The organism is Bacillus mycoides, from assembly GCF_000832605.1.
GTDB classification, from domain to species: domain Bacteria; phylum Bacillota; class Bacilli; order Bacillales; family Bacillaceae_G; genus Bacillus_A; species Bacillus_A mycoides.
Map to the genome: position 1 here is coordinate 5,201,245 of NZ_CP009692.1, position 25,442 is coordinate 5,226,686.

The following is a 25,442-nucleotide window of genomic DNA, read 5'->3' on the forward strand; positions in this document are numbered from 1 at the left end:
AAATTCATAAAATCGCATCTTAATTTATTATATTCGGACAAGCTATGACATTTTTTACAAATATCAATAGATAACAAAACGCCGCCCCAAGAATAAGAGACAGCGTTTTGTTATCAAACTATCGATTTAACAAACTACCTACATATCGTAACAATTCATTCGCAGATGAAGAATTATAGCCATGCTCATCAATTAAGCGTGCAACAACATCATTGATTTTCTTAAGCTGATTTTCGTCTGGTGTTTTCGTTGATGTTGTAATTTTCACTATATCTTTTAAATCGGCAAATAATTTTTTCTGAATCGCTTCACGAAGACGTTCGTGTGAATTATAATCAAAGCGTTTCCCTTTACGTGCGTAAGCAGAAATGCGAATTAAAATTTCTTCACGGAATGCCTTTTTAGCATTTTCTGAAATTCCAATTTGCTCTTCAATCGAACGCATAAGTTTTTCATCTGGGCTCATTTCTTCACCAGTTAACGGATCACGTAATTTTGATTTATTGCAGTATGCTTCGACGTTATCTAAGTAATTATCCATAAGTGTCTTAGCTGATTCTTCGTATGAATAAACAAATGCTTTTTGTACTTCTTTCTTAGCAATTTCATCGTATTCTTTTCTCGCTAATGAGATGAAATTCATATAGCGCTCTCGGTCCTCACTACTAATTGACGGGTGCTGATCCAATCCGTCTTTTAACGATCTCAGTACATCTAGTGCATTAATAGATGGTACCTCTTTTCGAATAATTGTAGAAGAAATTCGGTTAATGACATAACGAGGGTCAATCCCCTTCATACCTTCATCTTGATATTCGCGTTGCAGTTCCTCTACATCAATCGTATTATATCCTTCTACCGTTTCTCCATCATATAAACGCATCTTTTTAATTAAATCAATATCTGGACGCTTCGGGTCTTTTAAACGAGTTAAAATAGTGAACATTGCTGCAACGCGAAGTGTATGCGGTGCAATATGAACATTGGACACATCACTTTCACGAATCATTTTTTCATAAATATGTTCTTCTTCACTAACCCGTAAATTATATGGAACCGGCATTACAATAATTCGTGAATGCAATGCTTCATTTTTCTTATTTGCTATGAAGGAACGATACTCTGTTTCATTTGTATGCGCTACAATTAATTCATCTGCTGAAATAAGCGCAAATCTTCCTGCTTTAAAATTCCCTTCTTGTGTAAGCGATAGTAAATGCCATAAAAATTTCTCATCACATTTTAACATCTCTTGGAATTCCATCATGCCGCGGTTCGCCTTATTTAATTCTCCATCAAATCGATATGCACGAGGATCTGATTCCGAACCGTATTCTGCAATTGTAGAAAAGTCTAGACTACCTGTTAAATCGGCAATATCTTGTGATTTTGGATCAGAAGGACTAAATGTACCAATTCCTGTACGGCGATCTTCAGAGAAGAAAATACGCTCTACAACTACATCCTCAATTCTTGCCCCATATTCTTGCTCTAGACGCATAACATTTAATGGTGATAAATTCCCTTCAATCCTTACTCCATATTCATCAAAGAAATCATTCCGTAAATGTTGCGGAATTAAATGAAGTGGATCTTCATGCATTGGGCATCCTTTTATTGCAAAAATCGCTCCACGATCTGTTCGTGAATATGTTTCTAATCCTCGTTTCAACATCGTAACTAATGTTGATTTCCCCCCACTAACAGGCCCCATTAATAACAAAATACGTTTCCTAACATCTAATCGTTTTGCAGATGGATGAAAATATTCTTCCACAAGGCGTTCTAAAGCATCCTCTAATCCAAATAGCTGATTACTAAAGAAGTTATATTTTCTTCTACCATCAACTTCTTCAATTCCAGCATCTTTTATCATATTGTAAATGCGAGAGTGTGCTGTTTGAGCCACCCATGGTCTTTCTTTCACAAGCTCCAAATACTCCGCAAACGTACCTTCCCATTGTAAACGTTCTTCTGCTTCCCGATATTGTTCAATTTTCTTTAGAATATCCATTATAGCTCCTCCCCCATCTCCTTGTTCAATCGGATTATTATAAAAGGTATGCTAGGATGTCCTTAAACATTCTTTAAATCAAAACGAAATATATAATAGCGCTATAAAATTCTCTCCAAAATTCAAAGAAAATTCTGTATAATAAAGGTATTAAAGTTTTCACGCTGCTATTCATTGTAAATAAATTCTTTTCTTCTGGGAACCTTACATACATTTCGATTCACAAATAGGATTCGTAAACCGAAAAAGTAAGGGGGAAATTAGTATGAAGTTATTATTAATTTTAGGTGTATCACTCACATTTCTTACAGCTATTTTTACATCTGGTTATAACGATAAGCCAGGTACACAAAAAAAGTGATGTGCTTTTCAGCACATCACTTTTTTTCTTGTTTTTTATACACTATTTAAAATAAATATTTTCCACATCGTATATCGATAAAGGGCGATTATAAAAATAACCTTGTACGATTTTCACATTCTTTTCCTTTAAGAACTGTATTTGTTCCGCCTTTTCTACTCCTTCTGCAATTACATTTAACCCTAGAGTATGTGCTAAATGAATAATTGCAGCTGTAATATTCGTATCTCTTTCATCTTTATATATACCTTCCATAAAAGAACGATCAATTTTTAACGTATCAATCGGATATGTTTTTAAATAACTTAAAGATGAATATCCCGTTCCAAAGTCATCTAAATGAATCTTTAAATTTTGTTCTTTTAACTGCAGTAACACTCTTTTTGATACATCTTTATGTATAAGAGCCCCTTCTGTAACTTCTATTGCTAATAAATGAGGGGGAACGTTGTACTTATTTAAAGCACGTGTAATCATCTCTATTAATGTAATAGAACGAAAATGTCTAGCTGAAATATTAACTGCGATTGGTACAACCTCATATCCTTTATTTAACCATTCACGTATCTGTTCACAAACTTGATGTACTACCCATTCATCAAGTTTAATAATAAACCCTGTTCTTTCAGCAAGTGGGATAAATTGATTTGGCGAGACAAAACCTAGCTCCTTATTCTCCCACCTTATTAAGGCTTCCATACTGGCCATCTTTCCCGTTTCAATATTAATTTGAGGTTGATAATAGAGGGAAAATTCATTTTTCTCTATAGCACGATGTAACTGATTTTCTATTATAAACCTTTGTTCACGTTCACAATCTAATCCACTACAATAAAAATGATAATACCCTTTTCCTTTTTCCTTTGCTTTTTCCAAAGCTGCGTCGACTCTTTGGAAAAGCATTTTTTCATCCATTCCATCTTCTGGGGCCATTACAATCCCAATTGATGCACTCAAATAAACATCCTCTTCTTCTATTACAAAATGCCCACTAATTTTTTTTAATATTGTTTGTGCAACTTCCTCTACGTATTCTCTCGTTATATTTTCTATTAACATAACAAATTGATCATCATGTTCTCTAAATAAATGCATATCTTCTATTTTTAGGTCTCGTAAGCATTCAGTAACTTTTTTTAAGACTTGATCCCCTTCTTTATGACCAAATGTATCATTAATAAGGTGAAATTCATCCAAATCTATAAAAACCAATGCGAATTCTTTATTCTCAGCTAAAAATTCATTTAGCTTATTTGTACATGATATTCTATTCATTAACCCCGTTAACTGATCAAAGTAAGCTAAATATTCTGTTTTCATCTCATTTAATACTTGCCTCGTAACATCCCTCGTAACAATGTACACCCCGACGATTTCACTATTCACAATAATGGGGATTGTCCTCACGGAAATATAAAGTTCATATCCTTCTTTATGAATATATTTCTTTGCAACAATTTGTTTTGCTCTTCCCTGTAAAGCATTTTTAAATATAATTTGAAAAGTTTTTTCATATTCTTTATTTATAAACTGACAAATAAATTGGTCCTTTAACTCTTCATATCGATACCCAAAAATTTCATAAGTCGCTGGATTTGCATATGTAATTCTTCCAATAGAATCTACAGATATAATGGAATCATTATTATATTCTAGTAATGACTTAAATAACATTTGTTTTTCTTCTACTTCCACTTTTTTCTTAACCTGTGCTGTAATATCTCTAGTAATACAAATAATAAACTGACATGTTCCATTTACATCGCATACTGGATTAAGTGAAGATTCATAATGTATATCACCAGTTGGCAAACTAATTACATCACAAAATGTAATTGCTCTCGCTTCTCTCATTACTTTTGCATAGTGTCCTTGCAATAACCTTGCCGTATCTTCTGGTAATACTTCTGCAAAAGTTTTCCCATAACATTCTTTCCCTAGCCTGGCGTGATTCATTCCTATTTTATTCACATAAATATATTTAAAAGTTTCATCATCAATAACTTTCACAATAAACACTAAATCTTGAATAGCATGTAACAATCCCTGTCTTACTAAATCCATATCTATCATACTTAAAAAGGTATTTTGATTATTATATTGTTCCTTCATATTTATCTCAACCCGTCTTATCTATTTTTATTCATATATCTCATTCTATATGAATATGTACCTTTTTTAAAATGTATGATTACATATTTTTTTAAAAAATAAAAAAGCCGCCAAATGGCGACTTTTAATACACGATTTCTAAATCTAATCCTGGATAATTTTGTTGACGGAACGCTTCATAAATTAAAATTGCTGCTGTATTAGATAAATTTAATGAACGTACTTTATCCGTCATTGGAATACGTAAACAATGATCGAAGTTTTCTTCAATTACATTAGCTGGTAATCCATTTGTTTCTCTTCCAAATACGAAATAGTAATCCTTCTCACGTTTGCTATAATCAAATGCTGTATGAGCTTTCTCGCCATACTTTGTTAAATAAAAGAATTCACCATCTTTATTTTTTTCATAAAATTCTTCGATTGAATCATAATACGTAACTTTTACGTGCTGCCAATAATCTAATCCTGCACGCTTTAACATTTTGTCATCCGTTGAAAATCCAAGCGGTCTAATCAAATGTAATTCTGTTCCAGTTGCTGCACAAGTACGTGCAATATTTCCTGTATTTGCTGGAATTTCTGGTTGATATAAAACAACATGTACTCCCACGCGATATTCACCTCTATTTTTTATCTACTACGTATTATACCACTTGAACGAAAAATCTCTACCCATTAATAATATGAAAGAATTTATATTTCATTTGTGGTGTATATTTACTAGAATCTTCATAGTTCCAATAACGCCTGCGGCTATTCGCTGAATGTGCATTTACAAGCGGCATACCATCTGCGTCTTTTGCTACTACAATTGTCGTATGATTCCACCTACCATCATCCTCAAAATCATACGCAATTACATCGCCAAGAATAAGGTCTTCTGGCCTTTCTACTGCTTCTGCTCGAAGCCCTGTTGTAGCACCTGACAAATACCAATAAAAAGAGTGTGCTACAGCCCAGCTCCAACTCCACTGGTTTCCCCTTTGCCACCACCCTTTACGAATGTTAGGATGTCCATTCATCGGTACTTCTCCAGTGTGCAGACATTGTGAAATGAAATTTGTACAATTATCCGGAAAATTACGGTATGCAGAATTGCGATCATCCCACCAACGCTCTGCATATTTCACTGCCTCTAAACGATTATATTGATATGAACCGTATTTTTCTTTCGTGACTTCCCGTTCTAACGTTTCACCTATTCCTATTTCTTCTGACACTTCAAGAGCATAATCATCTATTATACAACTATTTTTTAAACAAACTCGTCGTTTTAATTGTTCCTCTTCGATATAAAATAATTCTTTATGCTTAATTAAATATTTCAAGTGTATTTGATAATCAATTTCTTGATGCTCATTACTATTTAATTGTCTAACGAAAGAAATATCTGCAGTTGCTTTCACTATATGTGCACTACGCTTTTGAAACAATTGTTTCTTTCTCTGTACCATTTGTAACAAATCTACTGCAATACCATCTACATCTGTTCGTTTCTCTGTTATATATGCTAAAAACTGTTGCACTTGCTTTTCAATATTCGCTTTTACAACCATTTCGTTTCCCTCCCATATTACAATATGAAAAAGGGAGATATTATCTACTCTTTTTTCTGTGCTAACAATTCAAGTCCACGATTCATTTCATGAAGAACCTCTTCATCTTTCTCACGTTCCATCGCTTTTTCAATCGCTTCTCCTACTCCATCTCCACCAATTTTCCCAAGTGCCCATGCTGCTGTTCCTCGAAGTACTGGTCTTGGATCATCTTTCATAACACCGATTAAATCAGGAATTGCTGCTGTTTCTTTGAAATGTGCAAGTGCTAAAATAGCATTTCGTTGCAATGGTTTTTTACCTCTCCATGAACCAGACATAATTCCATACTTCTCTTTAAAATCACGATTACTAATTGTTAAAAGTGGTGTTAATAACGGTTTAACTAACTCAGGGTCAGGCTCCATTTCAGGATGGTTATGAAAATCCATTCCTTTATTTTTCGGACAAACAGTCTGACACGTATCACATCCATATATACGGTTTCCTATTTTATCGCGATATTCTTCAGGCAGAAACCCTTTTGTCTGTGTTAAAAATGCAATACATTTCTTCGAGTCCAACTGCCCGCCTTGTACTAAAGCACCTGTAGGACAAATATCAATACATTTCGTACAACTTCCACATTGATCTTCTATTGGCCGATCAGGAGGGAATGGAACATTCGTAATCATTTCTCCTAAGTATACATACGAACCAAATTCCGGCGTAATAATAGCGCAGTTCTTACCACTCCATCCAATACCGGCACGCTCTGAAACAGCTCGATCACTTAGCTCCCCTGTATCAACCATTGATTTCACTTCTATATCCGGCAGCTTTTCGATTAAATACGCCTCTAACTTTTGCAAACGATCTCGTAGAACAAGGTGATAATCTTGGCCCCAAGAAGCACGGCAAAAAATCCCACGTCGTTCCCCTCGTTTACTTAATGGTGCATTTTTTAATTTTGAAGGGTATGCTAAAGCAATCGCAATAATTGATTTCGCACCAGGTAACAATAGCTGTGGATTCGTTCTCTTCTCTATATCAGGCTCTTCGAATCCAGACTGATAATTCAATTGTTGTTGCTGGATTAGACGCTGCTTTAATTCCTCAAATGGTGAAGCACTGGCAAAACCTATTTTATCTATACCAATCGTTTTACTATACGCAATTACATCTTGCTTTAATTGTTCAAAGTCCATTTTCAATCGCCTCCACCGATGAATCCATCCCTTATGTAACGACTATATTGGTTATCAATTCACTTTTGGAATAATATTCTTCACTTCTATTTTCGCATACAATTATGATTTTCAAACATTAAAAAACGCAATGCTTCGTTTATCTTAGAAACGAAACACTGCGTTGATCACAATTTATTAGAAAAACATTAAATAAAATTTGGAGCGGGTGAAGAGAATCGAACTCTCGACCAGAGCTTGGAAGGCTCTTGTTTTACCACTAAACTACACCCGCAAATATGAAAAAAATATAAGATATTGAAATAACTTATGTAAAGTAGTATAGCATGTAAAAAAAATCGAAGCAAGAAATTTATCGAAAAAAGTCGAAAAAGTGATGAGATACCTCATCACTTTTTCAATTCTTTATCAATCGCCTTCTTCATACTATCGAAATCAGGGTTTGCAAGATTCCCATTTATATATACTGAAGGAGCACCTTGAACTTTTAATTTTTGAGCACGATCTGAATCTTTACGTACTTTGTCTTTCATTTCTTTACTGTGTAAATCTTTTTTAAACTGTTCTACATTAATTTTCGGAAGCTTTTCTTTCACAATATTAAGAAGTAATTCTTCTGTAATCCATTCTTCCGTATCTTTCTTTTGATTTTGATAAATCTCATCATAGAAAATCCAGAATGAATCTTGATCTTGTTTATAAATTGCTTCACCGGCAGCTGCACCTAAATCAGAGTCTTTTCCGATAAACGGGAAGTTAATAAAATATAACTGCACTTTACCTTTATCAATATACTCTTCTTTTAATCGTGGTAATACTGTTACATCCCAAGTACGACAAGCTGGACATTTAAAGTCTCCAAATTCAACTACCTTAACTGGAGCATCATCTTTCCCTAAAGATTGTTGCGTAGAATAAGCAAACATCTCATTCCCTTTATCTTTCTTGTCATTTATGATGCTATACACAATCGTCCCGATTACAATCAATACTGCGATAGAAAAAACTATACCAAGAGCCATGAGTTTGTTTGATGATTTCATATACATTCCTCTTTAATTTCATATTCTGTATACATCATTGTACACAATACACATAATATCAATACTTACATAGGTCACGCAATGAACACGCTCACATAAATTACAAAAATACAACGTTTGTGACAATATTGTGTCGCCTTTTGTCACAAATTATTAAAAAAAGAAGCTCCTATGTAGGAACTTCTTTTAACTTACTGCTTTTTCACGGGCATTTTTTAACATGGATTGCTCTGTTTTTATATCATGGCGAATTACTAATTTCTCACTAACTGCTTGCACATATTCATCATGATTTATATACCCTTCTTTCTCCATTAGCCTTAAAACTACATTCCGTCTCTCAACTGCTTTATCATAATTTTGTGCAGGTGAGTAATAAGCCGGTGCTTTTACTATAGCAGCCATCATTGCACTTTCAGCCAGTGTTAATTGATCCACTTTTTTACCGAAGTAAAGGTTTGCTGCTTTTTCAATCCCCCATGCGCCTTCTCCGTAGTAAATATTACTTACATACAATTTTAATATCTCATCCTTTGTGAATGTACGTTCAATCTTTTTCGTATAAAAAATTTCTTTCCACTTACGGGAAAATGTACGTTCATTAGATAAGAAAGCATTTTTAGATAACTGCTGTGTAATCGTGCTTCCTCCTTGCACAACACCACCAGCTTTTATATTTTCAATAGACGCCCTGATAATCGCTATATAGTCTAAACCGTTATGATGATAAAACCTTTTATCTTCCGTCGCAATAAATGCGTGTGTTAATGATTCTGGCACCTCTAACTTAGCGGGTACATGTAATTTACTAATATCACTTCGCTCAATCATTACATTTCCAACGAATAATAATGCAAAACTTAACAATAATAATAATATAATGGCTTTATAAAGAAATTTAGTTAATGGATTTAATGCAACTTTTTGATGATAATTCACTCTAGATAATACTCGTTCTTTCATCTCGAACACCTCTTTTCCACACAGCATATAACTCTTAATTTAAGAATACCTTGTTATAAAAGAATATCCCATCGATTTCTCTTACACCTACCTTACAACATTGTAAGGTGTAAAAATGTATTGTATCACAGTCCCTTTTTATCTACTATTCATATGAAATGTTGAATATACATTTATTTATCACACTATTTATAGGAAGTAGGACTCTCCTTAATTTCACTTTATTCTTTTATTATATCAGTTTATACATTTATACTTTTAAACATCTAGCAATCTAATTATATACGATATATCACCATTATACAGAACGAACGTTCTGCAAATCAATACTAGCTTTCGGATTATCTCGCTATTTGTGTGCAGTAAGAATTCTCCCTCAAAACTTGGCTAAAGCTAGGAAATTAGGTGGTAGTTCTGCTTCCTCCACCAATTATTAGCCTACACTTTATTATTGTGACCTTTTTCTGAAACAGTATACATAAAGAAAAGGTTAGCAATTTGAGCTGTCCTCAAATAACTAACCTTTTCTTTACAACCTTCCTATAAGATTATATGGCTGAACTTCCCATGTTTCGTATGGAATAAAATGCATTGCTTTCATCGCATCAAGTGTCCTTGATTTCATATGAGGACGCGTTATATACTCATCAATGTTCTCTTCGTTTAAAGCAACAAATTTAGCCTCTTGTATTTCTTCAGATTGAATTTTTATTTCTCCACTAACATATGCTACTTTAAAAACAACAGCTACAATATGCATAGAAGCATTATAATAAATCCCTGTAACTCCGATAGGCTTCACAGTTAATCCTGTTTCCTCCATTATTTCTCTGCAAACAGCTTGATCGAGCGCTTCCCCTTCTTCTACCTGTCCTCCAGGCATTTCCCACGTATCTGCTCGCCAGTGCACTTTCGTTAAAAGCACCTCATTCTTTTCATTTGTTAAATAACCTGCTACGGCAACAATATGCTTTGGTGTTTTATGCTCCACAGAAATACCTCCTGAAATATGATTATTTAAAATACAAACCTATAACCATATTCCCTAGCAGCTACAAAATACCTTTAATACTTTACCACCTTAATTAACTCCATAAAAAAAGACCCTATCCGTTAAAGGAAAGGGTCTTCTGTCTTATATTATTCCCCTAAGTCTACGTTGTGGTAAACTTGCTGTACATCTTCTAAATCTTCTAATGCATCAACCATTTTTTCAAATTGCACTTGAGCATCTTCAGGAAGTTCTACATCACTTTGTGCAAGCATTGTTAATTCTGCAACTGTAAATTCTTCAACACCAGCACCTTTAAGTGCAGATTGTACTGAATGGAACTGATCAGGTTCAGCATAAACGATAACAGAATCTTCTTCTTCTAGAATGTCACGTGCATCTACATCTGCTTCCATTAAGATTTCAAGAACTTCATCTGATGTTTTACCTTCAAGACCTATAACAGCTGTCGCATCAAACATGTAAGCGACAGAACCGTTTACACCCATGTTACCACTGTTTTTGCTAAATGCAGCACGTACATCTGCTGCAGTACGGTTTACGTTATTTGTCAGTGTATCTACAATTACCATAGATCCGTTTGGTCCAAAGCCTTCATAACGAAGCTCGTCATAGTTTTCTTCTGAACCGCCTTTTGCCTTTTCAATCGCACGGTCAATAATTGTTCTTGGCACGTTGTATGTTTTCGCACGTTCTAATACAACTCTTAACGTTTGGTTTGATTCTGGATCTGGCTCGCCTTGTTTTGCTGCCACATAAATTTCACGTCCAAATTTCGCGTATATACGGCTTGTATTTGCATCTTTTGATGCTTTTTTTTCTTTAATATTGTTCCATTTACGGCCCATACTTTCCACTCTCTTTCCCATTTTAAATCTACATAAAAATATTAATATGAAATATAATGTGTATTCAACACATTTTTAAAAGAAATATAAAAAGTTCATTTTTGATTCATATTACAGACATAATATAAATCACTATCATTTTGTTCTTTCGACAAGTTATATTATACATGAATTCCTAAGTTTATTACGAATTTTAGAATCACATAGCATAATTTAACAAAAAAAACCCTAACATTTCTGTTAGGGTCTTTTTAGGTGACATTTATATAGAGTGCTACCCTTAAAATCCTTTATTTTAAAGCATTTTAAAAATTTTGAGCTTCTTTAAACATGATAAATTAAAATGAAACGGGCCAAAATGGAATCATATTAAATAACTGACACCTTTTACTTTCATTTCTCTCCCTTGATTAAATTTATCATATTTCATTTATTACTGTGATGATTTATTTTATTATTTCTCGCTAAACAATAAGAAACAGGGCAAAGCTGCCATGTCCTTTTAAAGATTTGTTATGTAGTATGTTATGAACTATTCATTATCAAACTAAAGTTATTCCTTTTCATTCCTCTACTAATCCCATAATATTTCCTTAATTACTTTCTATTGCTGTATAATTAAAATAGGAAAAAATTTGAAGAAAAGATGGAGGGAGAATTATGACACATTCAAATGAGAAAAAATCACATGGTTTTAAAGGAATAGGAGAGAAGTTAAACCCAACTATCTATCAAGTGAGATTCATAAAATTGGATGGTCCAATTCAATTTGATTCGTTCCCTAAATTAAAGGAATTAGGGGACTGGTTGAGTACTTCAACGCAAATATGGTCGTGTCACTCAACTATGTACAAGTACAACAGAGAAGAGTTTGAAAAGAAGTTTTTTGAAATTACGAAATTACCAGCTGATAATGTGGTAATTTCAACTGGTGGTATCGGATTTAACTTCATGTCACCAGGGTGGAGAGATTCTCTCTAGAGTGCTCGAAAAAATTCTTGTATATGTAATATTCTACTGAAATTTTATCCTTTTAATACTTCATAGTTTCTTCCAACTGTATCTAAAGTTCGTCACTTACTCACCGCACACTACCCCAACGCACTATTAGTGCTTATTTTGTAGTGTAAAAAAAACACAAAAAAACTCTACACAATTAGTGTAGAGCCTTGATGTTACGCCGTTCGTGATACCGATGGTCGGGGTCGAACCGACACTCCCGAAGGAACACGATTTTGAGTCGGTTTTTTCCGTTATATCATTAGTTATTATCATTTTTTTACAGTCATATTAAGTAATTCTACAGTTAATTGTAGGGTGTTACAGTTAGCCTGTTCACACGACTACTATATACTTTACAGTATAATTCTAGCAGACTAGATTTTCAATAAGTTTTTCTACTTTTCTTTTATATAATCATTATTATCTCTATACACCTGTTTCTAATGTAAGTTGGTAAGTATTAGAGGCTTTCCCCTGTCCAACTGTAACAGACAGTATACCCTGTTCTTTCAGTCCTTTTATTGCCTTTGATGTTGTATTACGATTAGCACGTAAATAATCCTGCAACTGGTTATATGATAACTTCACGGGTGCTTTATCCGCTTCTAATTCTTTCATAATATATAGTAACAATAGTTCTGTTTTATCTAAGTTAGTGCGTTTGAATAATGCCAATGTTAGCCTCTTCCCTTGTTCTATCATTTAACACTCATACTAATGATGCCTTACACTTCATATAGTACATATTAATTACTATAAAAACAATAAAAACTTCTCCTTAACTGTGGGATAATATTAAAAAGACTTATGCGTAATTCACATAAGTCTTACTTTTGTTACTCATAATTAATTATTATTTGTCTTCGCAATCACATAAGCTAGAAAACAATTCTTAAAATGATGAACCAATAATGCACTACTCTAAAAAAATAGAATTGATATCTATTAAATATAATAATCAGGATTTTCTTCCATTTTTATTAAAAATTCTTCTAAAGAATCCTCTATTTTCGTTGAACCATAATATATAGGACATTGACCTAATTCATTTTCCTGCTTAAATTTAATTGTTAAAAAGCTAATCTCTGATACTTCAAAAAATACTAGTGATTCTTCATCATCGACATCGTCGAAATTAGGATTATATTCATAAATATCTTGTCTTAAACGAAAATCTGCAACAGAAAATGGGTCCATGAATCTGTTAATAAGAGTCTTATTAGTCTTTAAAAATCCATAGCCAATTTCCTCATAGAAACGTTTTAATTCTTTTGGGAATTGCATTTTCAACAAATCTTCTGCTTCTGCTATCTCTTCTTTTGGTAAAGGATAGAAAATAGGTTTTTGTTTAGAACGGACACTTCTGGCTGCTACAACATATTCTTTCAAAAAATTAAACATAATTTTTACTATCTCCTATTAAAGAAGGGTTATTTTTAACGCTTCCTCAAGCATTGTATTAAAATCATTATATGTGTTCATTACCGTACCTGATGGTTTATCAAGTTCTAGATAAGTACCGTCTGATAAGTTTTTGCAAAACCACGCAATATTTGAATCCCCAAAGAAAAGATACTCTTTTTGAAATTCATTTTCATACCAAATCTCATTCGTGTCTATAAAGCCGCAAATATGTTCATGTTCATCTTTTTCTGTTTCTAGTAAAGGAGAATCGACTCCGTAAAGTACCAATCCATCAAAGTCTAAACCATTTACAGTTTTAAGAAACTCTTCGTATTCACTCGGTAAATCAACATTAAATTTCTCTTTTGCATGTTCTCTTAATCTCTGAACTTCAGTATCCGTTGCGGGTGTATTCAGCTTATAATTAACACTTTTCAGTATATCTCCAATTTCCAAAATCATATTTTTCCACATATAAAAACCTCTTTCTAAATTTATTCCCCTTTAGGATAGATATTATATTTCGGTATAGGCCAGCTTATGTCTACACTGTCTCCAGGTTGTAAGCCTTTAGTTAGTGTACGTTGTGTATTAGTTATAGCTTTATGATATGGGTGATTTTGTATTAAAGTTAAATTTTCAAATGCATTTGTCCCTCCATCATCTAAAGGAAGATTATGATGTACTTGCCACCCTATTGGAGGCTTTCCTCTTTTCATCAATTCTATACCTCCATCTGATATACCAGCATTCTTGAGTTCAGCAAGCTTAACAGGGTCATTAACTAAGGATTTAAGAAAATCTTTTCTGACACTTCTATCAAATTCCTTCCGAAGTTGTTCAGCTTCTTCTCGGGTTCTCTTAGAATAAGTAATTTCATCAACTTTAACATCTTTAAGCATTACATCTTCTCCATATAATTTACCAACAAAAATGTCACCATCCGTAGTCCTTTTAGTATATTGATAAGGTGATAGCTTATCCTTAGCTGTTTGATAAGTATCAATAAAGCTAGATTTTAAGGAACTTCCCCCAAAACCAGCATAAGCAAAACGGTTTCCAATGTTTAAATTAAAATTATTTAATGCATTTAGTGTGTTTCTATATGTAGCAGAATTAGTTACTTTGGACATACCTTTTGCTAGATTTGCAGTAGTTGCTACCTTCGATGCTTTACTTAATCCTTTATCACCAATGAGACCTAGCCCAACTTGAGTTAAAGCATAACTTCCCCACTTCGCCCGACTTTCTGCGTCTCCATTTATTACATCATCAATAAATGAATCCGACAATGTATTATACATGGTACTAAGGGTATCGATAGGGTGCAAAGCAGCGTTCCCCATATTTTCCCACGTTTCCCAATCTCCTAAAGCTTTTATTCCGTCTATTGTATCGCTAACTGCTTGTCCCGTACCATCTACAATACCGTCCCAAATTTTTTCACCAGTAGATTTTTCAGGTAGCTTACCACACATTTCACCTTCTTCAATTGAATGGGCAGCTTGACGTGCCCTCTCTTCTGTAATTGCTTGAATTGAAGTTGTCCATTCCATATTCAATCCTTGTATACTAAATGTACCACTGGCAGGACTAAAACCTTTTCCACTTTGTACCTCTGCTAAACCTTGTGCGATACTAGCTGCTAGTTGAAGTGCTGTATCATAATTACTACTAGAAGCATAATTAAATTCGTATAAATGTTCTAGTTTCTCTTGCATTTTTTTCCTCATGACAGTAAAAAGATTCGCCATAGCGTCCATACCTGGGATTGGCATAGCTTGACTGATGGCTTCCATACTTGCTTTCATTCGGTCAATTTCTCGAATTTGTTCTAATATTTCTTGTTCGATTACATCTGTGGAAGCGACTTGTGATTGAAATTGACTTGGAAAAGCATCATTCTGACGAATTAACTCTTCACACAGATAAATGATTCCTTGTGCTAAAGGACGAAAGGTTTGTACAAAAAATGATTTTGCACTGCTATAAGTTTGTCCTTTTAGAACAGTATCAATTGCAAAAGCGTCAATCGACTGAATGGCTTGTTCCATACCTTGAATGGTAGCAGTACATACAGCATTCATGCTTTGAGTTTGGCTTTGTACTTCTCCCAAATACATATTTAAACTCATGAATTGCCCTTCCTTCTTTATACAGTATTTTATAAGAAAATTATACCATGTTAAATTCCCCCACTGTATCAAATGTTTGAATTTACTAAACACAATGAATTAATGAATTTCTTCTTTTAAAATAAAATTGTCAAACAAATGTTGAGAAATACCGAAATTCAATTTCCATTATATTCTATTCTTGTTATCATTTAATGTAAGACTATTCAGAAAAGGAAGGGATTATATGCATGTTCCAGTGAAGGGGAATGAACAGATTTCAAAGTTATTTAATGACTGGTATCAAGCTATACTACAACATCAAAATATTCAAGCAACAAACTTAAAACAAGAAGTTGAAGATAAGCTTTCCAGTATAAAAGAAGATAAAAATTTATTATTATACTATTCATTATTAAACTTTAGATATAAAGTGCTAACCGATGGACTTAACATTACAAAAGACAGCTTTAATGAAATTAACTCCTTTGATATACCTGAAAATAGCTTTCTAACTTATTATTATCACTTCTTCAAAGCTATTCACAGTACAATTCTTGCAGACTACAATGAAGGTGGGAAACATTTTGAAAAAGCAGAAAAACTTTTAATGTATGTGCCTGCCGAAGTAGAAGAAGCAGAATTTAATTATAGGTTGGCATCTTTCTATTACCAAACTTATAAACCCCTACCATCTATTTCATATGCTAACAAAGCAAAAGACTTTTTCAGCAAAACTAACTGTTATAACATTAACATTGCTTTATGCGAAAACGTTCTAGGATTAACGTGTATTCAGATAAAACAATTTGAACAAGCAGAAGAACATTTAAATAAAGCGATTGACATTGTTAAAGAGATTAATAACAATGAACTACTGTTACGTATTAGAAATAATTTAGGCTGGTTATACGCAAATCAAAACCTTTCAGATTTAGCTATTCGTCATTTATCAGAAGTTACAGAACATCTTCCAAACCATTATAAAGCTATATTCTTACAGGCTAGGGAATATTATAAATTGGGCGAACACAACAAGGTTAATACACTAATTGAAAAAGGACTTGCAGCTTGTACTAAGATAGAAAATAAGGAATACGTGCACCGTTTTAATATCCTGAAGGAAATGAATAATGGTTCTGATTCTCTAACGTTGGAAAGTATTATTTTAGAAGGAATTTCTTACTTCGAAGCAGAAAATTTAACACGTTGCGTACAAGAATATACGGAACTATTAGCAACTATGTTTTATAAGGAAGAGAACGAGAAGAAAGCAAGCAAGTATTTTTACATGAGTAATGAAGCAAGAAAGAAATATGAAGAAAAAGGGGCGTTAGTGTAATGAAAAAACTTAAAACAGCACTACTTTTATCGGTTACGGCATTTAGTTTCTTAGCAATGGCTGAGGGTGACACACCTGCACCACAAAAGCCTGGCTTAGCGTATAGTCACGGTCATACTGGTGGTTCTCCTGAATATACACATGGAGAAGGTTGGTCTCCATCTTACACACACGGAGAACCTTGGGGTATAGCTGATGGTAACACTGGTTCACCTGCTTATGACCACGGACGACCACCAATACCACAAAAACCTGACTTAGTTTAAAAACAATAAAACAATTTAATGAAAGAAAAAGAACGTCACCCTTAAAAGTGCGTTCTTTTTTATCTAACTTTAACTTTGAAAGGACTGAATACAAAGTATGTTTGATGGAATATCTATTGAAATAATAAGCAAGTTTTCACCTGTTATTGTTGCTATAATGGGGATTATTACAGGGGTTTTCATGTATACCAGCAACCAATTTATATACATAATGACAACTAATTCACTGGATAAGCAATTTAGGGATAGGTCTAATCAAGCCAAACTACAATTTTGGTTCTATATCATAGGAATATTCTTTGTAACTATATTTTATTTACTCTATACAGCCATTATTTATCAGAATTTATATGGATATAGTCACCGTATATCTTTTTTATGGAATATTATCGTTTGGTTTATTAGTTTTTCATGTTTTATTGTTGTTTTTTATATGCAAAAAAAGTTTAATAAATTTATAAACAAAAGATGGCATGTTAAGTTTTTTCTCCTACATTGTACCTCTATCATGTTAGTATTCTTTTTTGCTACATGTAAGCACCTTGAAAAACAAAATTATGCCGATTATATAGTACAAGGAGGGGCTTTAGCATTTTTATTAAGCTTTTTTTACTTTTGTTTGTTACGTGCACAAATCATAGCTATAAATCGACAAGTTGATTATGATATTCAATTACTTACTGATGACACCTTTAGGAAAATAAAAAACTTAAAATATGAATACTCGATGGACGAAAAGAGAATGGTTTTTTCTACCGTAGAAGAATCTAAAGAAAAAGTTAAATATGTGTGTGACTTTTCTTCAAAGGTCTATATGAAATGTACAAAAATAATTAAAAAAGATATAACTGCTGTCCAATCACCACTGTCTAACAATACGGACATTAAAATCGTAAACAATATAGAACATACTAAAGATATTTAACATATGTATATCATTTACCAAATACATCAACCGTAATTAAACTTTCCGTCACTACCTCTTTACTTTCAACGAACACCAAAATAAAAAAAGCGTGCCTCCTTATAGGGAAGCACGTTAAAAAATTAATTATCACATTGTTAGTGTACTTTCATCATATATAATTAGTCATCTCTACTGCTGGCAATAGTTAGGGGATTGTTAAGGTGTCTCTATTGTTACAAAAAGTTCTGAAAACCGTTGTGTAATTTTTTGAAAAGGTTTTTCTAAAGTGAAAATTGCAATTTCATGAATACCCCTTATCCTATCTTGTAGAGGTTTGCTGTTCCTTGCTGAATTATGGCACAAATTTTAGGGAAGCTGGTAAAGGCTTGCTTAATATTGTTACAACACATTATATAGTTTACATATTTATGTAAAGAAAGACATTTAGGAATGGCACAGCGAAGACATAGCAAAGCCATTACGACATCTCAAAGGTTTCCCAACCCCACCGTAAATTTTTTTTGAACGACATGGCTATTTACAAAGAGAATAAACTTGAACCACCCTTCCCCCGTAAAATGGCATAAAAAATAGACGTACAGCAAATCCACTTTGCCATACGCCTTTCCATTGTATTATACCGCTAGTACTTGTATTAAATTTAGCAGTATTGAAACATAACTTCGCTAAAAGAAGTGGTTACTTTCATTATACGTATTTTCTTAAATGTTCACTAGTCGAGTTATGAAAAATTGTGTAGGAGTGTTTCGGACACGAGTTCGCCGTATATATAGATAAGCCCCCCATGATATACCCTTCCTTCAAAATAAAAGAATATACTAAGTAACTAACGTTTATCCTAACGCACCTTACACCTTCATACAGCATCTTCATTATGACTTCATGTTTACTTATTCTTATTATTATGTTTGTACATTGCCTTATGCCTATGTATACGTGTGTATGTACTAGCGTGTTGTGCTTGCCTATCACTGTACGATGCTGTGTCTATTGCCCCTTGCCTTACTATACTGTGTGTATGTGTAGTGTCATGTGGTGTATGGCAGTAGTGGACTGGGTGTGTTACTGCTGCTGTGGTATGTACTGTGTGTTGTGTGGTGCATTAGGTGGCGTGGTTATACGTGGGCACATACCTACTTACACACGGGTGTACACTATCACCGCACAAGGGGCATTATAGTAGTAGGTGATTACAGCCTGCATATGGGACGAATAAAGACGTTAAAAAGAGAAACTTAAATTAAGACGGGCTAAATAAAAAATCTTTTCATCGATTCCCTAAAAGTAGACAAAGCGGGAATAAAAATAAAACCTTAATTTTACTATGTTTAATCATTCCCTATTTTCATTCCCTAAATTAAATGTTAGAATGAGAACATAAATAAAAGAAACGGGGAATTACATAATGACTATTTACGGATATGCAAGGGTTAGTACCAAAGAACAAAATTTAGACACTCAACTTAAACAATTACAGGGTTATAAATGTGATACTATTGTAGAAGAAAAATTTACTGGTGCTACGTTTAAACGTCCTAAATTAGATAAACTATTAAAAGAAATGCAATCAGGGGACAAACTCATAATTACTCGTGTTGATAGATTAGGGCGTAATACAAAGGAATTATTGACCTTAGTAGAAGAGTTACAAGCTAGGGACATAACGCTATTTATTATGGAATTAGGAATAGAAGCCACACATAGAAACGGGAAACTTTTTCTTACAATCCTTTCAGCACTGGCAGAAAATGAACGTGAATTACTAGCAGAAAAACGACAAGCTGGGATTAAGTTAGCTAAAGAAAAAGGTGTGAAGCTGGGGCGTAAAGGCAAGGCAAAGGGGCAAGTACAGCAAGCTATAGAATTATGGAAAACTAAAGAATACACTATTAAGGAAATCGAAACACGTACAGGTGTTAGTAAGTCCATTCTGTACCGTGAAATAGCAAAGCAAGGGCTAACACGAGATTAACTTTTAAGTTGTCTACAAGGGACGTAGGCGGTTTTCTCATGTTTCAGGACACTTTATTTTACTATTATCCTATTAACACTTTTTTTCGGTTATTTTAAAGGCACGAAAATAACATGTGTGATTTCACTTTAAATTAAGGGGGACTAAAAACGCCTATAAATACAGATATGACAAGGCTTTCTCCACCACTAACTATACCTGAAAAATTTATCAACCCTCACAATAAACGGTGTACGCAAGCGGTGTTAATTTAGAATTACCCGCTATTAACCTTACTAATTTTGTCAATAAAAAAATGCCCTTTCCATTATAGGAAAAGGCTTTATTATTACAACATATTCAATTCTTCTAATAATTCAGCATCTGACTTCTCTTCTTTCACTACTGCAGTAACTTCCTGCTTATCTACAAGTAAGCCGTATGTCTTCAGTAATAATTCTAAATATTTTACATGGCTGCGTGTATTACCGTTTAATGCCTTCTTACGTAAAATGTCCAATGTTTCAACTAAATACTCACCATGAACAGATAACGCTAACTGCCGTTTATATTCGGCAAATTCTTTGTTCTTCTTCCAATTTGTAATTGTGTTAAAATGTACTCCTACTTCTTCAGCAATACTTTTTAACGTCCTTTCAGGCTGATATACCATTAATTCAGCCACTTGCTTTTGTTTGTCATTTAACATAGTAAAAAACCTCCTAATACATTTAATTAAACGTTATAGCGTTATATTCCGCCCCTAACGGGTCGGGACTGCGGTTACGGCTTCCGCCTTCACCTTGTCTATTTCTTGATAGTGTTCTTAGTTAATAGTCTCTAGTACTACTATGAATAGTGTCACTATAACAGGGAAAGGGGCGTTAGTCCCTTGTACTGTTATGCGGTATGTTTTGTGCACTTTATATATATCTTTTCTAAAAGGGCATTGTTTAAAAACCTAGTAATATCAGGGGTTCCAGCAATTGTTTGCCCCTTTTTTTGTGCAAAGATTTATTATTAACCTTTAACCCTGTCCAATTATTTCATTATTCAAGTACTTTTCTAGTAAATTCCTCATACGTTCTGACGGGATATATAGCTGTATTTCCTCACCTTTACGTACCCTACTTCTAAAGACCCATTGCAACAACTCTGATAGTGCAAATAAATCTTGATTTACCTCTATTCCTTTATCAGTAAAGAAGCGTTTTAAAATTGGATTTAAGAAACGATTAGCTAAATAAACGCAAACGGACTTATCAGCATAATCATTGGTAGCACGACAAGTTACTTCTACAAATTGTTTCTTTAAATTTTTCGGTGTAATAGCTTTTTTAATTGTGTCCTTTTCGCCTAAAAATGTAGTCCACATCACATCATTAGAGTTTGCCTTGCATTTATGGCGGTAAAAGTTGTAAGCATTGTCCTTTACCAGCTTCTTAAGATGACTATCATTCACTAGCTTCTTTAAATGACTGACAGAAAAAGGGTGCCGTCCTTCACCAATCTTGTTTAAATCCGTCTTATCACGGGTTGTTGAATAGAAAATTTCAATGAGTTCCTTTAAATGTGCCTTATTTTCCTTATGTAGCGGCACGTATGGAATTAACTCATAGCGTCCGTTCTTATTACTTACAGAATGATAGGTGTACTGTACGTTAAACAAGTCATAGTAGTAACGCTGAATTTGCCCGTCAAACATGTATGTAAGTACATACACTTCCTCAAATGCCTTAAATGCTTCTACTGGGAATGTCCAGTACATAGCTACGTTATCGTAAATCATTAGGTTGTTAGCTTCAGCAAGATTACGAATTTTGGTAAATTGACCTTCTTTATAGGAAGGGGCATTCCACTGCACGAAACCATTTTCTTTAACCACAATAAGCGGTTCACCCTCCTTATTAGTTGCTGATAGCAGTAATTGCAAGTCGTCCTTACTAATTTTCTCTTGTTCAATTACATTCATAACCTCATCTAAAATAAGCGTATACCCCTGTGCCTTAAGTAGTTCGACTAGTTCAGCGTCCGTATTTTGAAATAGCTTATGTGTAGAAACAATGTCTTCTCCTTTTAAAATAAGTGTCTTCAAATGATTTAACTTCTTTCCTTTTCCTTTAGAAGCTTCAGGCTGTACAAAACTTCTATCTTTACAGGAAGCAATCACCCGTTCTACCTCTGTTTTAAACGGTGTAATGTAAATAAATTTTTGGTATGGTGGTGCTTCATTCATATACTGAATAGCCCAACTTGTTTTACCTGTTCCCATAATTGAGTCGATAATTTTAACTTTTAGTGGTACTGGTTTTCTTACCAGTGAATTTTTTACATGTTCCATTTTGGTTCCCCCTTCGTATTTTCGTTACGTAGAGGTAGTACCGTTAATCACAAATTTAAGGACACGTATGTATGTGATTAATAAGAAGGCGAACCGCAATGGCTGCCTTCATTGTGTTAAATATATAATTATTACTGCTTATCTTCTTCACTAGGATTTCTACGACTTACTGAACCTAAAGAAGCTGCAGTTGTTTCAGAATGTTGTAACATTGTAGTAGGTACGGTGTTGAATGGAACTTTAGGACTTTCTAGTACTCTATCATACCCTAGAAATTCATTTGTGTGCTTACCTATCATTTTATAAGCAAGGTCACGTTTCTGTGCTTCAGCCAAAATAGGGTTAGCCCCTTCAATTGCTTCTGCATGTTGTACCTTCATTTCTTTATTTACAACCGCAATAGCTGTCAACATGTCATACAGTGTTTGCTGAATATCCTGTGTCATATTGTAAGCTGCATGCATAGCCGACTTATCTTTCCTTTCTGCCTCTTTTAACAATGGAAAGTATTTTGCTTTTACATCAGCAATTTGTTTTTCAGTTTCTTCTAATACAGTGTTAATTGTAGATAATTCCATAACTAATACAGCATAATCTTTCTTAGCTTCAATAAGTTGTCTAGCGGTTGCCTTCTCATCTTGTTGTTTTAATAAATTTTCAGTCATTAGCGTTTGGTACTTTTCCTTCTCGCCTAATAATTCCACATGTTGTTCTTCCAGCTTCTTTACTTCAACTTCATATGCCTTTAAAACTTTTTCAGTTTCCTTGTACAGTTTCATACCCTTTACTGCCGCTTCTACACCAGCCGCATCAACTTTTAACAATGTCATTAATGTTCCTCCTTAAACCTTATAGTTTCTTGCACGTTTTATATCAACTGCCCGTTTAAAAATTTCTATCTCCTCATTCGAAACTCTCATTCGTCTAAAGCCATCTTTCAATTTACTTTGTAGATTTACTGTGACGTCCATATAGCCACTCTCTAAATGGGCGATGGTAGTTTGATGTACGCCACAGATTTCCCCGAATTGTTCCTGTGTCTTGTTTCTAGAAATTCGTGCGAGTTTAACTATTTCTCGTGTAATTTCATGATTATAAGTCCCACGTGTCAACGTTTATGCCCCCTTATATTATTGATTTAATAGCCGTATGCAAAAGAAAAAGAGGACGGAAATAACCGCCCCCTAATTGGAGAAATGAAATACTTCTTTAAACATAACAGCTATGGAAGGAGAAAGCACTCCCTCCTACACTCATATAGGTGTGAAATACCCTCTAATTACAGGCTTAAATTAATAATTTATTAAATAATATTATCGCACCTTCTTAAGTACATCATCTAACTTTAAATTTCATCTATGGTATTGACATACATGTCTACTACCTTATCATGAAAATATATTCGAGAAAGATTTCGCCAATTGTTCTATTTGTTTCTCATTAAATCGTTTTACTACAGACAGTGTGCCACCACTTTCTGTTTCCACTAGTAAATAGTCCTTGGTTTCGAAATCTTTCATAATTCGAATACCTGTTGTTTGTGGATTCGGTTGTTTTTCTGAATCCTCTTTTTTTAACCCTATTTTTCTTATTGACCGTGTTTTTTCTTTTATTTCTTTAAGTCTTCCTATTAACTCATCATCAAATGTGACATAACCCTTCTCATCTCTTTTTACAGGAATATCATATCGTTTAATCCAATAGTTAATAGTACTATTACCAATTCCTAGCAATCCAGCTACTTCAGCCCGACTTACTCGTTTTATATTTTCACTATCGTCTAATGCTAACTGTTTTGTTAATCGCTGAGATTCTTCCTTATTGTTTCTTGATAGAGGGGGAACTTTGTTTTTTAATTCTTCTAGCCTATTTCTTACATCCAATTTTTGTTTATCGCCACAAGGGATGACAGTTAAATTACATTTTCTTAAATCATAGGGGTTATCTGTTAAGTTTACGACATGGCGTAACTTATCATTGATTCCCATAATAAATCGCGAAAGAGTTACTGCCTTTCTGTCTATATCAATCCCACCTATAAATTTCGTTCCTTCCCTTTTCCAGCTTTTCCATTCTCCTTTTACAGCCCCATCAACTTTCTGGAAATCTTCTGTGTCAATGTATACCCTCTTTATTTGTTTTGTTTGAGTATCTGGGCAATATATCACTGTCAATCCTTCGCCCAAATGTCTAAACTCATTTATCATATATTTCACACCACCCTATTTAATAGAATATTATTAATCAATTTAAATTTTATAATTTTCTTTCTATTAAGTCCACATAAATTTCCATGTTGGTTAAATAGGGAAAGAAATTTGCTAAATCTCCTGATATACATTTTATCTCTTCTAACTACTATTTTATGTGGTCTCCTATAGCATACTCTTCATGTAGTATCTATTCTTTATAATGTTTCTACGCTTCATTTAGCATATTTGTTTAACTTTAGTTAGTGAAACATTTTAAGCTTTCCCCACTTTCTTTGTTAGTGATATTGACTGATGGGATGAGGTTTTGACTTGCTGATACAGAAACATTGCATACGGCTGGAAGATAGACTTATCCCCTACTCTGAAAGACAGCAAAAGCAGTCTAAAACAGAATAGAGGGATAAGTGTCTTACTTGCGTCAACGTCACATTGTGTCCGTATGTATAGACCCTATTCACTCAATGACTTTCGTCATATATACCCTTTAACAATGACTTGTCCTCATAATATCGTCCCTATGCGACAAGCTGAATATACTCCCTAGCACCTTGATACTAACGATAACCAACCCGAACCTTTTAGACTTCATACCTAGGCAGTCCTCACCTTCCCTCACCGAATGAATAGGAATCCAATGAGGGGTGCTGTTTTTGTAGACGTATACTCTGTACCTCCTGCACGACCAACAACAAGCCAATCAGTTTTTAAAGTGGTTTCAGGCAATTCCACGTTCGGAATTACCGCACATCCACGCTTCTAATTACCTAAAAAAGACAATAAGA

The 25,442-nt window shown here is 33.8% G+C and carries 23 protein-coding genes and 1 tRNA gene; 5 read left to right on the forward strand and 19 right to left on the reverse strand.

Going from position 1 to position 25,442, the window contains the following annotated elements; all coding sequences use genetic code 11:
* Window positions 1–118: 118 nt before the first annotated feature.
* The 10 genes from BG05_RS28405 to BG05_RS28450 all read right to left on the reverse strand — a co-directional run bounded on the left by BG05_RS28405 (window position 119) and on the right by BG05_RS28450 (window position 11,099).
* Window positions 119–2,014 carry a PrkA family serine protein kinase gene (locus tag BG05_RS28405; RefSeq protein WP_002125087.1) on the reverse strand — a complete coding sequence of 632 codons (1,896 nt, stop codon included), beginning with the start codon at window positions 2,012–2,014 and terminating at the stop codon, window positions 119–121.
* A gap of 403 nt (window positions 2,015–2,417) precedes the next feature.
* A complete protein-coding gene (locus tag BG05_RS28410; RefSeq protein ID WP_002125085.1) occupies window positions 2,418–4,487 on the reverse strand; it encodes a sensor domain-containing protein in 2,070 nt (689 codons plus the stop codon).
* Window positions 4,488–4,611: 124 nt separating this feature from the next.
* A complete protein-coding gene (trmL, locus tag BG05_RS28415) occupies window positions 4,612–5,100 on the reverse strand; it encodes a tRNA (uridine(34)/cytosine(34)/5-carboxymethylaminomethyluridine(34)-2'-O)-methyltransferase TrmL (protein ID WP_000538149.1) in 489 nt (162 codons plus the stop codon).
* A 58-nt stretch (window positions 5,101–5,158) separates the two neighbouring features.
* The gene (locus BG05_RS28420) at window positions 5,159–6,046 is read right to left on the reverse strand and encodes an amidase domain-containing protein (protein WP_002029655.1); all 888 of its coding nucleotides are present in this window, start codon (window positions 6,044–6,046) and stop codon (window positions 5,159–5,161) included.
* A gap of 44 nt (window positions 6,047–6,090) precedes the next feature.
* Window positions 6,091–7,233 carry a tRNA epoxyqueuosine(34) reductase QueG gene (gene queG / locus BG05_RS28425; RefSeq protein WP_002115986.1) on the reverse strand — a complete coding sequence of 381 codons (1,143 nt, stop codon included), beginning with the start codon at window positions 7,231–7,233 and terminating at the stop codon, window positions 6,091–6,093.
* A gap of 200 nt (window positions 7,234–7,433) precedes the next feature.
* Window positions 7,434–7,507 (reverse strand) — tRNA-Gly (locus tag BG05_RS28430).
* A gap of 115 nt (window positions 7,508–7,622) precedes the next feature.
* Window positions 7,623–8,276: a DsbA family protein gene (locus tag BG05_RS28435; protein WP_002091101.1), complete on the reverse strand. Its 654-nt coding sequence runs from the start codon at window positions 8,274–8,276 to the stop codon at window positions 7,623–7,625.
* Between the two features lie 186 nt (window positions 8,277–8,462).
* Window positions 8,463–9,239 (reverse strand): transglycosylase domain-containing protein, encoded by a 777-nt coding sequence (locus BG05_RS28440; RefSeq protein ID WP_002091102.1) that lies wholly within the window; start codon window positions 9,237–9,239, stop codon window positions 8,463–8,465.
* Window positions 9,240–9,768: 529 nt separating this feature from the next.
* Window positions 9,769–10,230 (reverse strand): NUDIX hydrolase, encoded by a 462-nt coding sequence (locus BG05_RS28445; protein WP_002010362.1) that lies wholly within the window; start codon window positions 10,228–10,230, stop codon window positions 9,769–9,771.
* A gap of 149 nt (window positions 10,231–10,379) precedes the next feature.
* On the reverse strand, window positions 10,380–11,099 hold the full coding sequence (locus BG05_RS28450) for a YebC/PmpR family DNA-binding transcriptional regulator (protein ID WP_002113875.1): 720 nt from the start codon (window positions 11,097–11,099) through the stop codon (window positions 10,380–10,382).
* Window positions 11,100–11,759: 660 nt separating this feature from the next.
* Between BG05_RS28450 and BG05_RS28455 the strand changes: the two genes are divergently transcribed.
* Window positions 11,760–12,080, forward strand: a complete 321-nt coding sequence (locus tag BG05_RS28455) for a DUF3884 family protein (RefSeq protein ID WP_002125076.1) — start codon at window positions 11,760–11,762, stop codon at window positions 12,078–12,080.
* Window positions 12,081–12,527: 447 nt separating this feature from the next.
* Here BG05_RS28455 and BG05_RS28460 read toward each other — a convergent pair whose 3' ends face one another.
* From BG05_RS28460 to BG05_RS28475, 4 genes are all read right to left on the reverse strand, one after another.
* Entirely contained in the window at window positions 12,528–12,776 is a 249-nt protein-coding gene (locus BG05_RS28460) for a GntR family transcriptional regulator (protein ID WP_105589967.1), read from the reverse strand.
* 270 nt (window positions 12,777–13,046) lie between these two features.
* The gene (locus tag BG05_RS28465; protein WP_003187223.1) at window positions 13,047–13,502 is read right to left on the reverse strand and encodes an SMI1/KNR4 family protein; all 456 of its coding nucleotides are present in this window, start codon (window positions 13,500–13,502) and stop codon (window positions 13,047–13,049) included.
* Between the two features lie 18 nt (window positions 13,503–13,520).
* Entirely contained in the window at window positions 13,521–13,979 is a 459-nt protein-coding gene (locus BG05_RS28470) for a YrhA family protein (RefSeq protein ID WP_000265801.1), read from the reverse strand.
* Window positions 13,980–13,999: 20 nt separating this feature from the next.
* The gene (locus BG05_RS28475) at window positions 14,000–15,640 is read right to left on the reverse strand and encodes a T7SS effector LXG polymorphic toxin (RefSeq protein WP_041868020.1); all 1,641 of its coding nucleotides are present in this window, start codon (window positions 15,638–15,640) and stop codon (window positions 14,000–14,002) included.
* 226 nt (window positions 15,641–15,866) lie between these two features.
* On the opposite strand from BG05_RS28475, the gene BG05_RS28480 reads away from it, so the two are divergent.
* The 4 genes from BG05_RS28480 to BG05_RS28495 all read left to right on the forward strand — a co-directional run bounded on the left by BG05_RS28480 (window position 15,867) and on the right by BG05_RS28495 (window position 20,127).
* Window positions 15,867–16,961 (forward strand): response regulator aspartate phosphatase, encoded by a 1,095-nt coding sequence (locus BG05_RS28480; protein ID WP_003193466.1) that lies wholly within the window; start codon window positions 15,867–15,869, stop codon window positions 16,959–16,961.
* The gene (locus BG05_RS28485) at window positions 16,961–17,227 is read left to right on the forward strand and encodes a DUF2790 domain-containing protein (RefSeq protein WP_003193464.1); all 267 of its coding nucleotides are present in this window, start codon (window positions 16,961–16,963) and stop codon (window positions 17,225–17,227) included. Before BG05_RS28480 ends, BG05_RS28485 begins: the two co-directional genes overlap by 1 nt.
* 97 nt (window positions 17,228–17,324) lie before the next feature.
* Window positions 17,325–18,152, forward strand: a complete 828-nt coding sequence (locus BG05_RS28490) for a hypothetical protein (RefSeq protein WP_002188197.1) — start codon at window positions 17,325–17,327, stop codon at window positions 18,150–18,152.
* A 1,408-nt stretch (window positions 18,153–19,560) separates the two neighbouring features.
* Window positions 19,561–20,127, forward strand: coding sequence for a recombinase family protein (locus tag BG05_RS28495; RefSeq protein WP_003193462.1), 567 nt, complete (start codon window positions 19,561–19,563; stop codon window positions 20,125–20,127).
* Window positions 20,128–20,455: 328 nt separating this feature from the next.
* On the opposite strand, the gene BG05_RS28500 is transcribed toward BG05_RS28495, so the two are convergent.
* The 5 genes from BG05_RS28500 to BG05_RS28520 form a co-directional block, all read right to left on the reverse strand.
* A complete protein-coding gene (locus tag BG05_RS28500; protein ID WP_003193460.1) occupies window positions 20,456–20,815 on the reverse strand; it encodes a phBC6A51 family helix-turn-helix protein in 360 nt (119 codons plus the stop codon).
* A 318-nt stretch (window positions 20,816–21,133) separates the two neighbouring features.
* Window positions 21,134–22,447, reverse strand: coding sequence for a hypothetical protein (locus BG05_RS28505; RefSeq protein ID WP_003193458.1), 1,314 nt, complete (start codon window positions 22,445–22,447; stop codon window positions 21,134–21,136).
* 131 nt (window positions 22,448–22,578) lie between these two features.
* Window positions 22,579–23,277, reverse strand: a complete 699-nt coding sequence (locus BG05_RS28510; RefSeq protein ID WP_003193455.1) for a hypothetical protein — start codon at window positions 23,275–23,277, stop codon at window positions 22,579–22,581.
* 12 nt (window positions 23,278–23,289) lie between these two features.
* Window positions 23,290–23,559, reverse strand: coding sequence for a helix-turn-helix transcriptional regulator (locus BG05_RS28515; RefSeq protein WP_033734522.1), 270 nt, complete (start codon window positions 23,557–23,559; stop codon window positions 23,290–23,292).
* Between the two features lie 276 nt (window positions 23,560–23,835).
* A complete protein-coding gene (locus BG05_RS28520; protein WP_033734521.1) occupies window positions 23,836–24,654 on the reverse strand; it encodes a MerR family transcriptional regulator in 819 nt (272 codons plus the stop codon).
* Window positions 24,655–25,442: the final 788 nt, after the last annotated feature.